Annotated in this window: 11 protein-coding genes and 1 other RNA gene; 6 read left to right on the forward strand and 6 right to left on the reverse strand. The window is 70.8% G+C overall.

The genetic code is table 11. The annotated features are described in order from the left end of the window. Positions 1-6: 6 nt before the first annotated feature. Positions 7-1,530 carry a phytoene desaturase family protein gene (locus C468_RS03245; RefSeq protein WP_008847449.1) on the reverse strand — a complete coding sequence of 508 codons (1,524 nt, stop codon included), beginning with the start codon at positions 1,528-1,530 and terminating at the stop codon, positions 7-9. A 103-nt stretch (positions 1,531-1,633) separates the two neighbouring features. Here C468_RS03245 and C468_RS03250 point away from each other — a divergent pair, with 103 nt between their 5' ends. Next, on the forward strand, positions 1,634-2,698 hold the full coding sequence (locus C468_RS03250; RefSeq protein WP_008847450.1) for a Brp/Blh family beta-carotene 15,15'-dioxygenase: 1,065 nt from the start codon (positions 1,634-1,636) through the stop codon (positions 2,696-2,698). 91 nt (positions 2,699-2,789) lie between these two features. Here the strand turns inward: C468_RS03250 and C468_RS03255 are convergent, their stop codons facing one another. Next, positions 2,790-3,392 (reverse strand): TIGR00296 family protein, encoded by a 603-nt coding sequence (locus tag C468_RS03255; RefSeq protein WP_008847451.1) that lies wholly within the window; start codon positions 3,390-3,392, stop codon positions 2,790-2,792. A gap of 160 nt (positions 3,393-3,552) precedes the next feature. Between C468_RS03255 and rnpB the strand changes: the two genes are divergently transcribed. Further along, positions 3,553-3,865, forward strand: an RNA gene (rnpB, locus tag C468_RS03780) — RNase P RNA component. Positions 3,866-4,373: 508 nt separating this feature from the next. Here rnpB and C468_RS03260 read toward each other — a convergent pair. The 3 genes from C468_RS03260 to C468_RS03270 form a co-directional block, all read right to left on the reverse strand. Further along, complete coding sequence (locus C468_RS03260) at positions 4,374-5,309, reverse strand: CPBP family intramembrane glutamic endopeptidase (protein WP_008847452.1); 936 nt, start codon at positions 5,307-5,309, stop codon at positions 4,374-4,376. 104 nt (positions 5,310-5,413) lie between these two features. Continuing rightward, the gene (locus tag C468_RS03265; protein ID WP_008847453.1) at positions 5,414-5,971 is read right to left on the reverse strand and encodes an NUDIX hydrolase; all 558 of its coding nucleotides are present in this window, start codon (positions 5,969-5,971) and stop codon (positions 5,414-5,416) included. 79 nt (positions 5,972-6,050) lie between these two features. After that, positions 6,051-7,463, reverse strand: a complete 1,413-nt coding sequence (locus tag C468_RS03270; RefSeq protein WP_008847454.1) for a Y-family DNA polymerase — start codon at positions 7,461-7,463, stop codon at positions 6,051-6,053. 171 nt (positions 7,464-7,634) lie between these two features. On the opposite strand from C468_RS03270, the gene C468_RS03275 reads away from it, so the two are divergent. From C468_RS03275 to C468_RS03290, 4 genes are all read left to right on the forward strand, one after another. Then, positions 7,635-9,458 (forward strand): PAS domain-containing protein, encoded by a 1,824-nt coding sequence (locus tag C468_RS03275; protein WP_008847455.1) that lies wholly within the window; start codon positions 7,635-7,637, stop codon positions 9,456-9,458. Between the two features lie 92 nt (positions 9,459-9,550). Further along, the gene (locus C468_RS03280) at positions 9,551-10,864 is read left to right on the forward strand and encodes an MFS transporter (RefSeq protein ID WP_008847456.1); all 1,314 of its coding nucleotides are present in this window, start codon (positions 9,551-9,553) and stop codon (positions 10,862-10,864) included. A gap of 34 nt (positions 10,865-10,898) precedes the next feature. Beyond that, on the forward strand, positions 10,899-11,177 hold the full coding sequence (locus C468_RS03285; RefSeq protein ID WP_008847457.1) for a zinc ribbon domain-containing protein: 279 nt from the start codon (positions 10,899-10,901) through the stop codon (positions 11,175-11,177). Positions 11,178-11,253: 76 nt separating this feature from the next. Next, on the forward strand, positions 11,254-11,931 hold the full coding sequence (locus tag C468_RS03290; RefSeq protein WP_008847458.1) for a hypothetical protein: 678 nt from the start codon (positions 11,254-11,256) through the stop codon (positions 11,929-11,931). Here the strand turns inward: C468_RS03290 and C468_RS03295 are convergent. Beyond that, positions 11,928-12,785 (reverse strand): 3-hydroxyacyl-CoA dehydrogenase family protein, encoded by an 858-nt coding sequence (locus C468_RS03295; RefSeq protein ID WP_008847459.1) that lies wholly within the window; start codon positions 12,783-12,785, stop codon positions 11,928-11,930. The genes C468_RS03290 and C468_RS03295 overlap by 4 nt on opposite strands. Positions 12,786-12,964: the final 179 nt, after the last annotated feature.

Below are 12,964 nucleotides of genomic sequence, written 5' to 3' on the forward strand. Positions count from 1 at the left end.
GGCGAGTTAGGGGTCCGGCGTCGTTCTCCGCTGGCCGCCGAGGGCGTCGGGGTAGTCCTCCTCGAGGGCCGTCGCGACGTGTTCGCCGCTGATGAGACACATCGGCATCCCGATCCCCGGTCCCGTGAACGAGCCGACGTAGTACAGCCCGTCGAGACCCGCGCGGTGGCCGGGGCGGAGCGGGCCCGTCTGGAAGAGGGTGTGCGCGAGCCCCAGCGCCGTGCCGTGGGGGTCGCCGTAGCGCTCGGCGAAGTCGCTGACGCAGGCGGTCGTCTCCGAGACGATCCGCCCCCGGAGGTCGACTCCGGCGTGGTCGGCGAGGTCGCGCAACACCTTCTCCCGGTAGCGCTCGCGTACTTCGGGCCCGTCGTCGAGCCCGGGCGCGATGGGCACCAGCGCGACGACGGCGTGGTGGCCGTCCGGCGCGACCGCGTCGTCGGTCTTGGAGGTGACGGAGAGGTAGTACGCGGGGTCGTCCGGCCAGCGCGGCTCCTCGAAGATGGCCTCGAAGTGGTCGGACCAGTCGGTCGGCAGGACGAGCGAGTGGTGCGCGAGGGGGTCCACGTCGCCCTCGACGCCGAGGTACAGCATGTACGCGGACGGGGCGTACGTCCGATCGCTCCAGTAGCTCGGGTCGTGGTCGCGGTCGCTCGGGTCGAGGAGCTCCCGCTCGACGTACGCCGGGTTCGCGTTGCTGACCACGAGGTCCGTCCGCCGCGTCCCCTCGTCGGTCGCGAGCTCGAACGCCCCGGCCCGGCCGTCGATCGACTCCACTTCGACGCCGGTCTCGATCGTGACCCCCCGCTCGCGGGCGAGTTCGGTCAGCCCGTCGACGACTCCGGCGATGCCGCCTTCGGGGTAGAAGACGTTGTTGTTCAGGTCGACGTGGCTCATGATGCTGTACAGCGCCGGCGTGTTGTACGGCGACCCGCCGAGGAACACGAGCGTGTACTCCAACAGCTGTTTGAGCTTCGGGTGGTCGACGTACCGCCCCACGTAGTCGTCCATGTTCCCGAACAGGCGGTAGCGCGGGGCCAGCGGCAGCAGGTCGGTGTCGACGTAGTCGCGCAGTCGGTCGCGCCCCTCGTACACCACGCGGTCCATCGCCAGCTCGTAGTTGCGCTCGGCGCGGTCGAGGTACTCCGCGAGGGCGTCGCCGGCGCCCACCTCGTACGACTCGAACACCTCGTGGACGTTCTCCCGATTCGGCGCGATCGTCGCGCGGTCGCCGTCTTTCCAGAACACCCGGTACTGCGGGTCGAGCCGCTCCAGCTCGAAGTAGTCCTCCGGCTCTCGGTCGAAGTGCCCGAAGAAGCGCTCGAACACGTCGGGCATCAGGTACCACGACGGGCCGGAGTCGAACCGGAACCCGTCTCGTTCGATGACGCCCGCGTGCCCCCCGACCCGGTCGTGGCGTTCGAGCAGCTCCACCTCCCCCCCGGCGTCGGCGAGGTACGCGGCCGCCGCGAGGCCGCCGAACCCCCCGCCGACGACGGTGATAGTCTGGTCGCCGCGTCGCTGGTCCGCCATGTCCGATCGGTATGGTCTCCCGAACCTTGTCAAGCGGTACCGTTCCCGGTGTGTGGGATCGCCCCCGGGTCGGTTTTTTCATGGGGTCCGTACGTCCCGTGAGATGTCTCTGACCGTTCGGAAGCGCGTGTGGCGGTCGGTCGGCGGGGCGAGCGTCCACCCCTCGATCGGGCTCTCGCGGGCGGCGCTCGCGGTGCTCATCGTCGGGTTCGGCGCGCTCGCGCTCGCCGAGTTCACCGTCCCGATCGAGGCACAGATGATCGTCTATCTCGTGGGGATGATCGCGTTGAACCTCCCTCACGGTGGGTACGAGCACTTCGAGAACCTCCGGCGGCGACGCCCGTCGTTCCGGTGGCGCTACGTCGCCGCCTACGTGGCCGCGATCGCCGGCTTCGTCGGGCTGTTCCTGCTCGCGCCGGTCGTCGGGCTCGGACTCGCGCTCGTCGTCGCGATGGCGAAGGGCGGGATCGGCGGGGTCCGCGTCCTCGACGCGACCGTCGGGAGCGAGCACCTCCGGACGCGGCCGCAGCGGGCGCTCGCCGCCGCCGTCCGCGGCGGGGCCGTCATGCTGGTCCCGATGGCGTTCCACACCGACACGTTCTACGCGTTCAGCACGCTCATGGTCGGGCTCGTGGACGGCGGGGCGCTCGGCGGCGCCGGGGGCCGAATCGATGCGGTCCGAACGGCGATCATCGTCGGCTACGGCGCCGCGCTCGTCGCGCACATCGCGCTGGGGTACGTCCGCGGCGGCGGGCGGTCGTGGCTCGTCGACGCCGCCGAGAGCGTCCTCCTCGCCGCGTACTTCGCGGTCGTCCCGGTGCTCGTGGCCGTCGGGCTCTACTTCCCCTTCTGGTACTCCGCCAGACAGGTCGCTCGGACGGCGACGGTCGACGCCGAGCCCGCCGGCGACGACGAGTGGGACCTCGTGGGCGGCGACTCCGTGTCCGAGGCCGCGCTGCGGGCGTGGGGATTGATGGCGGTCGGCGCGCTCGCCACGTTCGTCGTCGTCGCCGCGCTCTACTGGGCGTTCCCGAACCCGTTCGCGGGGTCGGGGCTGCTCCCCGGCGCGGTGGCGTTCTGGAGCGTCTCGATCAGCATCATCGCGCTCCCGCACGTCGTTATCGGCGACCTACTGGACCGTGACCGGGGGATCTGGTACGTCCCGTGACGTGGCGGCGAGGCTCGTCGGTTCGACTCGTCGATACGGAAGAAGGCTCTTCGATACGGAAGAAGGGTCGTCGACCGGCGAGTCCGGCCCGCTACAGCTCTTCGACCGCGCCGCCGTCGGCGCGCTCTCGGAACACCTGTCCCTCGATGAGCGTCACCATCGTCTCCTCGTCCTCCCACGCGTTCGGCGCGAGCTTTGCCTTCCGGCAGGCGCGCGAGAGGAACTCGGCGCCGGACCAGCCGTTCTCGACGGGGACCGTCGGGTAGAGCCAACCGTGCGAGTTGCCGCCGTCGACGGCGACGCCGTGGGTGCCGACCTCGAGGTCGGCGAGGGGGTCGTTGGTGAGCACCGTGTTCGAGACGACAAACACGGAGACGGTGATGTTGTCGAGCTCCTTGGGCTCGACCTCGGAGCCGCAGGAGTCGCCGGAGGCGGCCTTGATGGCGGCCTCGACGATGGCGTGACCGAGCTGGTCGGACGTCTCCCAGGCGCCCGCGCAGCCGCGGAGTCGCCCTCGCCCTCTCGTGGATTCAAGCCGGACGAACGCCCCGGTACGGGCGTAGAACGCCTCACGCATGCTTCCCGGTTGTTCACGTTGTCCGTGTCGAACAAACGACTCGACCGCCTCCCGCGCGAGTTCGACCGCTCGTGCACCGTCGTCGTACGACAGCTGAACGGTCTGAGCCTCGGACATGATAGTCCCTTACGTTGCTGACGACTTGAACGCTTCCCTTGCGAACCCGGGCCGCTCGGCCCCGCTCGACGGGGTGATCTGGGGGGTGATCGGATCCTTAGGCCGACCGTACCCTCGGCGACCGAACCCCTTATTCGCGGGCGTCGGCTAGACGCGAATGGACAGAGGGAGCCCGACTCCCGTGCCTCTGGCATGAGGAAAGTCCCCCCACCGGCCGGACAGGCGACCGGGCACACGCCCGGAGTCGGAGACGGCTGGCTCTGGAACAGCAACGACACCCCCCGCCCCGATCGATGATCCGAGCGAACCGACCCGCAAGGGAAGGGAGTTAACCCGGTGAGAGCCGACGGACGGGAACGGATGGAACGGCGAATCCTCGCCGGTGCAAGTCCGCGCCACAAGGTAGTCCGGCCACGGCGCGGACGCTCAGCCGAATGTCGGGACGAACCGAAGGGGGCTTACTCCCCTCAGTCCGCCGCTACTCGTTAGCGAGCGGTGTTTCGATCGGGTATTCATACGTGATTAACCGTGGAACGGCGGTGCAGGCCTCCAAAGCCCCAGCCGCTCGGTACTACGCGAACAGTTGCCCGACGGCGAAGACCACCAAAGCCCCAGCCGCTCGGTACTACGCGAACAGTTGCCCGACGGCGAAGACCACCAAAGCCCCAGCCGCGAGGACTCGATGGGCTCGCTGCGGTCCTCGTCGCTCACTTCGTTCGCTCCTGTGGTCCTTGCGTCGCCCGTCTTCGTCCTCGCGGCTGCCCCTTTGAGTCCCGCCCGCACCGCACAGCCTCATGCCTCCCCAACCTCGTCGCTGGCGCCGCCGGCGCCAGCGACTCCCTCGCGCGTGCTCCTCGCACCCTTCGGGTGCTCGGAGGCACGCGCCACCGCCTCGTTCACCGGTCCATAACGTGAGTCACGTAGAGTAGAGGCCGATCGCAGCGTCACCTTCTGTGGTCTGTTTCCTCCGCCGTCGTCCGCCTATAGCCCGAGGAGCGCCGCGCCCGCCTGTCCCGCGCCCTCCATCTCGGGGCCGTACGTGATGACGATATAGCCGATCGTCAGGAGGAGGCTGTTGTACAGCCCGTGCATCACGGCGACGACGGCGAGGTTCTCCGTGTACTCGTACACCGCGCCGAAGATCAGGCTCGGGACGAACAGAAGGCTGATCGTCGTCAGCATCGCACTCACGCCGCCGGTCAGCGAGACGACGTGAGCGGGCGCGAACACGGAGGCGGCGAGGAGGATGGCCGGAACCGCGGAGAGCGTTTCCCGCGCGCGGCTCTGGATGACGCCGCGGAACAGGAGCTCCTCGCACGGCCCCACGACGAGCAGCATGGCGACGATCATGACCGGAATGATCGACGGGTTCTCCAAGGTCGTCTGAGCGCCCTGGTTCTGGGCGGGCTCCGGTCCGACCAGTAATACGACCGAGCTAACGACGAGCACCGTGACGATCACGAGTATCGGGCCGATCAGGGCGATCACGGACTCGACGATGCTCGGCCGCCGGATCCCGAGGTACGCCGCGATCTCCTCGCGGTTCAGCCCTCGCCATCGGAGGTAGCCGAGGCTGACCCCGACGAACGCGACGACCTGCCCGACGACGAACGGCAGGACGAACGAGCCGAGAAGCGACGGTTGCCGCCCGGTGACCGTCGCGGCGACGAAGACGACGCCCCCGACGATCGTGGTGACGGCGAGGAGGCCGAGGATGCCCGCGATTCCCAGTCCGAAGGCGACGCCGACCGTTCGGAGCGCGGAGCCTCCGTACTTCTCGTCGGACGGGCCTACGGCGTCGACCGCCGTGCGGGCGTCGCCGGGTTCACCCCCGTCGCTGGCCGCGGGGTCTGCCGGGTCGTCACGCTCTTGACCGCTGTCGCCAGACTCGGCGTCGAACTCGGAGGGATCGCTCATTACCCCCGGTACGAACCGACCGGTCAAAGGCCTGTCCGTCGCTCCCACGAGTGTCGGATTTCGATGGCCCGTCGACGACCTCGACACCGGGGCCCGGCTCCCCCTTACCGGTGGAGGAGCTCGTACCACAGCACGGCGGTCACGGCCCGGCCGTCCCGGAGCCCCTCGTCGACGACGGCCTCGAGCAGGTCGTCGTACGGGACCGTCTCGACCGCGATCGACTCGTTGTGGTCGAGATCCCGATCGGCGGTCGGCTCACAGCCGGTCGCGAGGAAGTGGTGGTGGACCGAGTCTGCGACCCCGTTCGTCGGCTCGACCGAGGTCAGGCGCTCGAAGTCGTCGGCCTCGTACCCGGTCTCCTCGGCGAGTTCGCGGGCGGCGGCGCGTTCGAGGTCGTCGGCGTCCTCCGGCTCCACCGACCCCGCGGGGATCCCGCGGTTGATCCGACCGACCGCCTGTCGCCACTCGTCGATGACGACGACGTCGCCGTCGGGCGTCAGGGGGAGCACCACGACCGCCGGCGCCTCGTCGACGTAGTGGTACCCGTCGGTGTCGCCGTTCGGGAAGCGCACCTCGTCGCGGCGCACGTCGAAGCCGGGACAGCGGTAGTCGATGTCGGTGTCGAGCGTCTCCCACGCGAGCTCGGCGGCGGAGTCGTCCATGGGTCGGGGTCGGTGCTCGGGCACCTAAATCCCCTCACTCGGCGGCGGGTCGGCGCCGGACCCGGCACCGGACGGGCGTTCACGACCAGTCGCCGAGCGACGCCTGCCCGTCGCCGGTGCGCCGGTCGGTCTCCGTTTCGCCGTCCGCGTCGGCGCCGTCCGGCTCCCCGTCGACCCAGTCGGTTAGCTTTCCGCCGTCGCCGTCGGTGGCGGCCGAGCGCGGCTCGGTCCCGCGGTCGCGGCCGCCGGGCTCGTCCCCGGCGTCGCCGCTCCCGCCGCCAGCGTCGAACCCGCCGAGCGTCGCCTGGTCGCTCTCGGCGAAGTCGAGCTTCGAGACGCGCACTCCGAGCTTGCGGACCCGGTCGCCGTCGAACTCGTCGAGGAGGTCCAGCGCCACCGACTCCACGAGGTCGGGGTCGTCGACCGGGCCGGGGAGACTCCGGGCGCGGGTGTTCACCTCGTAAGGGGGCTCGACCGCCTTGATCCCGATAGTGCGGTACAGACACCCTCGCTCGCGGGCGCGGCGGGCCACGTCGGCGGCCAGCGCGCGCACCGTCTCCCGCTTCCGCTCCTCGTCGGCCGTCGCCGACAGCGACGACTCCCGCGAGAGGCTCTTGGGCAGCCCCGTGGGCGTGACCTCTCGGTCGTCCTCGCCGCGCGCCCGCCGGTACAGCTCCCGGCCGCGGTCGCCCAGCTCGTCGGCGAGCCGGTCGGGGTCGGCGGCGGCGAGGTCGCCCGCGGTCTCGATCCCCAGCTCCGCCAGCGTCCGCTCCGTCACCGGGCCGACGCCGTGGATGTCCGCGGTCGGTAGCGGCGCGAGGAAGGGCTCGACCTCGCCCGGCGGCACGACGACGAGCCCGTCCGGCTTGTCGGCGTCGCTGGCGACCTTCGCGGTCGACATGTTCGGCGCGACGCCGACGCTCGCGGGCACGCCGGCCTCGCGCTCGATGCGCTCCTTGACGTGCCGGGCGTACCCCTCCGCCAGCGTTCGGACCTCGGCGGGGCCGGCCGCGGCGCTCTCCCCGGCCGCGGCGTCCCACGCCGTGCGGTCGGTGACGTCGAGGTACGCCTCGTCGACGCTCACCTCGCGAAGCACGTCGGCGCAGTCGCGGAGGACGGCCTTCACGTCGCCCGCGACCTCTTTATAAAAGTCGAGGTCGACGGGGAGGTACCGACCCGCCTCGCCGGGGTCTGGCGCGTCCGGGTCGTCGGGGTCGGCGTTCGCCCGCCGGGGCAGCAGCTCCAGCGCCTCCGAGATCGGCATCGCGCTCTCGACGCCGAACGCGCGGGCCTCGTAGCTCGCGGTCGCGACCGCGCCGATCGTCTCGCCCGCCTCGTACCCCATCCCGACGACGAGGGGCTCACCGTCGAGCTCGGGCCGCCGCAGGCGCTCGCAGGAGGCGTAAAAGCAGTCCATGTCGACGTGGAACACGACGCGGTCGCTCTCCGCGTCGTCGTCCGCGTCGGTCCCGGGGAGCGTTCCGCCCGCCATCGCCCGGGGCTCCGCGCCGCGCGGCCTTAAGAATCAGCCACGCGCGGCGGTAGTGGAAATCCGACGCGTCGGTGCCAAAACGTCGGCGACTGCGGCCGCCACCCCCGAGCGATACTCAGAACTGATACCCGAGCCGACATTCGTTTATCGGGAGAGCCCGAAGAGCGCGCCATGCCCGACCGGATCGACGTGTTGCACGTCGACGACGACCCGTCCGTGCTGGACCTCGCGGAGGCGTACCTCGAACGCGAGCTGGGGTCCGTCTCGGTGACGAGCGTCGCGGAGCCGTCGGCCGCGCTCGACGCGCTCGACGAAGGGGCGTTCGACTGCGTGGTCAGCGACTACGACATGCCCGGCACGGACGGGCTGGAGCTCTTCGAGTCCGTCAGCGCCGACCGCCCCCGGCTGCCGTTCATCCTCTACACCGGCAAGGGGTCAGAGGAGATCGCCAGCCGGGCGCTCAACGCGGGCGTCACCGGCTACTTCCAGAAGGGCGGTCCCGAGCAGCTCCGCCGGCTCGCGAACCGGGTCGAGCAGGCGGTCGACGAGCGCCGGACCCGCGAGATCGCCGACCGGTACTCGACGGTCATCGACGCGCTCGGGTACCCCGTGTACGTCGTCGACGAGACGGGGACGTTCGAGTTCGTCAACGAGTCGTTCGCGGCGCTGACCGGCTACGACGTCGAGGAGATAGTCGGGAGCAAGCCGGGGCTGATAAAGGGCGACGACGCGGTCAGCGAGTCCGAAGACCGGCTCGGTACCATCCTCTCCAGCACCGGTCCGGACATCCAACGGTTTCGCGTCGATATCGAGCCGAAGGAGGGCGATCCGGTCCCGTGTCGGGACCACATGGCGGCGCTGCCGTACGAGGGCGAGTCCTTCGACGGGAGCGTCGGCATCCTGCGCGACGTCTCAGACGAGGTCCAGCGGCGCGAGGAGTTACAGACGAAGACGCGGGCGCTCGACGAGGCGCCCGTCGGTATCACGATCACCGACCCGAGCCTGCCGGACAACCCGATGGTGTACGTCAACGACCGGTTCGTCGAGATGACCGGCTACGACCGCGAGGACGCCGTCGGCGTCAACTGCCGGTTCCTGCAGGGGGAGGACACCGACCCGGAGACAGTCGACCGGCTCCGGGAGGCGATCGACGCCGAGGAGCCGGCAAGCGTCGAGCTGTTGAACTACCGGAAGGACGGCGCGCCGTTCTGGAACCGCGTCAGCGTCGCGCCGATCTGCGAGGACGGGTCGGTCTCCGAGTGGGTCGGCTTCCAAGAGGACATCACGGCGTTCAAGCGGCGTGAGGCGGCGCTCGAACGCCAGAACGAGCGACTCGACTCGTTCGCGGGCATCGTCTCGCACGACCTCCGGAACCCGCTCAACGTCGCGCAGGGGCGCGTCGATCTGGCGCGGGGGCTGGCGGACGACCCGGAGCACCTCGACGCCGCGGCCGACGCCCTCGACCGGATCGAGTCGATCGTCGAGCACACCCTCACGCTCGCCCGCGAGGGGGAGACCGTCGGCGACCCGGAGCCGGTCTCCGTCGCCGCGGTCGCCGCCGACAGCTGGGAGACGGTCGACACCGCCTCGGCCTCGCTGTCGGTCGAGTCGGACCGCGAGATCCTCGCCGATCCGGACCGGCTCCGCAACCTGTTCGAGAACCTCGTCCGGAACAGCGTGGAACACGGTTCCACCGGCAGTCGGGCGGAGCCCGGCGACGGCGTGGAGCGCGCCGGCGACGGCGTCCGGATCCGCGTCGGCGACCTCCCCGACGGGTTCTACCTCGAGGACGACGGGCCCGGGATCCCGGAGGCGGTCCGCGACGACCTCTTCGAACCCGGCCGGAGCGCGGTCGACGGGAACACCGGCTTCGGGCTGGCGATCGTCCAGGAGATCGCCACCGCCCACGGGTGGACCGTCGAGGCGCTCGACGCGGCCGACGGAGGCGCGCGGTTCGAGGTCCGCGGGGTCGCTCGCCCGTCGCCGGCGGAGTAGCGCTCGCCCCGGAACCCGCCGCCCCGGGCCGGAACCGGATCGATCCCCCCCGTTCGCAAACGCCTTTGGGCTCGCGGGCGAAATCGCGTCCGATGGGGTTGCTCTCGGGCGTCGCCGACACCGACCGCCGAGTGATCGTGCTCGCGCTCGCCCGGATGGTCGGCGCCGCCGGCAACTCCTTTCTCATTGTCGTCCTGCCGCTGTACATCGCGAGCGACCTGGTCGACATCGAGTCGCTCCTCGAGACCTCGGTCGGCGTCGGCGCGGCGTCGGTGACGCTGACCGAGCCGCTGCTCATCGGGCTCGTCCTCTCGCTGTTCGGGTTTCTCAACAGCTTCTCACAGCCCCTGACGGGACGGCTCTCCGACCGGATGGGCGTGCGCCGTCCCTTCGTGTTGGCCGGGATCCTCCTTCTGGGGACCGCGAGCGGGCTCTACACGGTCGCGGACGCCTACTGGCAGCTGATCGCGCTCCGCGCGGCGCAGGGGTTCGGCGCGGCGCTCATCATCCCGGCGACGGTCGCGCTGGTCAACGAGTACGCCGCGAGCGACGCCGACCGCGGCGGCAACTTCGGCGTGTACAACACCTTCCGGCTGATCGGGTTCGGGTTCGGCCCGGTCCTCGCCGGCGCCGTCGTCCAGCGCGGCCCGTACGACCTCTCCGCGGTCGGCCTCCCGGTGGTCGACGGGTTCGACGCGGCGTTCGCGGCGGCCTGCGCCGGGGCGTACCTCAGCTTCATCCTCGTCTTCTTCCTCGTGCGCGACGCCGCGGAGTCGAGCGAGGCGAGCGACGACCTCTCGATCCGCGTCCGCGGCGAGGGGCGCCTGCTCGACCCAGTGTTCGCGCTCGGGCTGGCGACGGTCGTGATGGGGATCTGCATCGCGCTGTTCGCGACGCTTCAGGCCCAGGTGAACGCCCGGCTCGACCAGCCCCCGGTGTGGTTCGGCCTCCAGTTCGCGGCGGTCACCATCGCGAACGTCCTGTTCCAGGTGCCCGTCGGGCAGGCCAGCGACCGGATCGGGCGCCGCCCGTTCCTGCTCGCCGGGTTCGCCCTGCTCGTCCCCACGACGCTCCTGCAGGGGATCGTCACTCAGTCGGTGGTGATGACGCTCGTCCGGCTGGCGCAGGGCGTCGCCGTCGCGTGCGTGTTCGCCCCCTCCCTGGCGCTCGCCGGCGACCTCGCGCGGGAGGGCGAGTCCGGCACGACGCTGTCGGTGCTCACGATGGGGTTCGGCTTCGGGGTCGCGGTCGGGCCGCTGGCGTCCGGGTGGCTCTACGCCTTCGGGTTCGTCGTCCCCTTCGTCGTCGGCGCCGGGCTCGCCGTCGTCGCGCTCGCGGCCGTCGTGACGCAGGTCGAGGAGACGCTCGAGACGGACGACGCCGGGGACGCGGCCGCGGCGGACTGATCGGTATAAGTCCCCGGCAACCGAAGCGGCGGCCGTGTCCCGCGACCGCGTCCACTGCGTCGACTGCCGGGAGCCGATCCCGAGCGACGCCCGGATCTGCCCCCACTGCGAGACGGTCCAGCCGTCGCCGCTCCTCGACGTCGGCGTCGTCGTCGCCGGGGTGTTCGCGTTCGTCTTCGGCGCGGTCCTCGCGCTGATGACGCTAGGGGCGACCCGCGTGCTCGGCCTCGGACTGATCGCGGTTGGGTTCGGCCTCGCCGTCGGCGGCTACACCCGGTACATCGACCGCCAGGCCGGGCGTCGAGGGCGGTGAGGGCGGCGGACCGCTTCGATCGGCTGACATTCTCGTCTCGGGACCTTTTAAGTCGACCCGGCGTCCACGTGACGCCATGATCACGCCACTCTCGGCCGGACTCGTCGTCGCGGGACTGCTCCTCGCGTTCGTCGGGGCCGCGGTCTCCGTCTACGCGGTCACGCTGACCGGCGTCCTCGTCGGGGCCGGCGCGGGCTACGTCGCCGCGCCGAACCTCGCCGGGCTGATCGCGGTCGACGGGCTGGTCCTCACCGGCGGGGGGGTCGCGCTCGGCGCCGCGGTCGGCGGCTTCCTCGCGTACGCGGGGCTCTCCTTCGCGGTCGTCGGCATCGGGGGGCTCGTCGGGGGCTTCGCCGGGCGGTTCGCTGTCGGACCGATGTACGCGGCCGACGCGGCCGGCGCGGAGGGCACCCTCCTCCTCGTCGGCGCCACGCTGGCCGGCGTCGCGGTCGGCGCGCTGTTCGGGTTCGTGCTGAGTCGGACGACGCTCGTCGTCTCGACGGCGTTCATCGGCGCGGCGTTCGCGTCGCGGTCGATCACGCCGGCGACGCTGGACGCGGCGACCGCGCAGACGTCGGTCGAGCCCCTGCTGTTCGACGTGACCGCGCCCGCGTTCCTCGCCGTCTTCGCCCTCGGCGCGCTCTCCCAGCTCGGCCTCTTCAAGTTCGGCTACGTGACGAAGCTCGTCGGGCTCCTCCCCGGCGCGCGTCGGTGGACGGCGAGCAACGACGCGGACGGCGCCAAAAGCAGCTAATCGTACTCGTAGAACCCCTTCCCCGTCTTCTTCCCGAGGTCTCCGGCCTCCACCTTGCGCTTGACGAGGTACGCCGGCTTGTAGCGGTCGCCGAGCTCGGCGTGGAGCGTCTCGCTGGCGTCTAACACTACATCGAGCCCGATGTGATCGGCGAGTTCGAGCGGCCCCATTGGGACGTTGGTCCCGAGCGTCATCCCGCGGTCGATGTCCGCTTTGTCCGCGACGCCCTCGTCGAAGGCGCGGACGCCCTCGTTGATCCACGGCATCAGGATGCGATTCGTGACGAAGCCGGGCTTGTCGTCGGCCTCCCACGTCTCCTTGCCGAGGGCCTCGGCGAACGCGTGCGCGAAGTCGACGACGGCGTCCGCGGTGCGCTCCCCGACGACGACCTCTACGCCGTCCATGATCGGCACCGGGTTCATGAAGTGGAGGCCGATCACGTCGCTCGCGCGGTCCGTGGCGCTCGCGATGGTCGTGATCGACAGCGTCGAGGTGTTCGTCGCGAGGACCACGTCGTCGTCGGTCACCGCGTCGAGGTCGGCGAAGACCTCCCGTTTCACGTCGAGGTTCTCGACGGCGGCCTCGACGACCACGTCCGCGGCCGCGAGGGCGTCGAGGTCGGTGGTCCCCTCGATCCGGTCGCGGATCGCCTCCGGGTCCTCGTCGAGTCGGTCTCTCTCGTCGAGCCGGGCGAGGCTGTCGTCGATCCCCTCGAGGCCGCGCTCGACGTACTCCGGCTCGAGGTCGCGCATCACGACCTCGTAGCCGGCGGCCGCCGCGACCTGCGCGATCCCGTTGCCCATCGTCCCGGCCCCGACCACGCCGACGACGTCGATGTCGGATAGCTCCCGCATGCGGGACGCTGTCGCGGCGGCGATGGTAAGTATTGCGACTCCCCCGACCGACGCGGCCGCGCCCGGACGGGCAGCTCGTTCTGTTCGCTTGATAATTAACTATTTGAGTAGTAAGTATATTCACCGAGGGCGTGTGTTAGACCCCGGCAATACGCGCGGATACGGCCGAATTCAATTCT

Origin of the sequence: Halorubrum kocurii JCM 14978 (assembly GCF_000337355.1) — an archaeon.
Classification (GTDB): Archaea; Halobacteriota; Halobacteria; order Halobacteriales; family Haloferacaceae; genus Halorubrum; species Halorubrum kocurii.

Coding starts and splice junctions, on each gene's coding strand:
- C468_RS03270 (WP_008847454.1), bottom strand. CDS start 7,463: ATGGCGGGCGGAACGCTCCCCGGGACCGACGCGGACGACGACGCGGAG.
- C468_RS03290 (WP_008847458.1), top strand. CDS start 11,254: ATGATCACGCCACTCTCGGCCGGACTCGTCGTCGCGGGACTGCTCCTC.
- C468_RS03280 (WP_008847456.1), top strand. CDS start 9,551: ATGGGGTTGCTCTCGGGCGTCGCCGACACCGACCGCCGAGTGATCGTG.
- C468_RS03265 (WP_008847453.1), bottom strand. CDS start 5,971: ATGGACGACTCCGCCGCCGAGCTCGCGTGGGAGACGCTCGACACCGAC.
- C468_RS03245 (WP_008847449.1), bottom strand. CDS start 1,530: ATGGCGGACCAGCGACGCGGCGACCAGACTATCACCGTCGTCGGCGGG.
- C468_RS03260 (WP_008847452.1), bottom strand. CDS start 5,309: ATGAGCGATCCCTCCGAGTTCGACGCCGAGTCTGGCGACAGCGGTCAA.
- C468_RS03295 (WP_008847459.1), bottom strand. CDS start 12,785: ATGCGGGAGCTATCCGACATCGACGTCGTCGGCGTGGTCGGGGCCGGG.
- C468_RS03255 (WP_008847451.1), bottom strand. CDS start 3,392: ATGTCCGAGGCTCAGACCGTTCAGCTGTCGTACGACGACGGTGCACGA.
- C468_RS03275 (WP_008847455.1), top strand. CDS start 7,635: ATGCCCGACCGGATCGACGTGTTGCACGTCGACGACGACCCGTCCGTG.
- C468_RS03250 (WP_008847450.1), top strand. CDS start 1,634: ATGTCTCTGACCGTTCGGAAGCGCGTGTGGCGGTCGGTCGGCGGGGCG.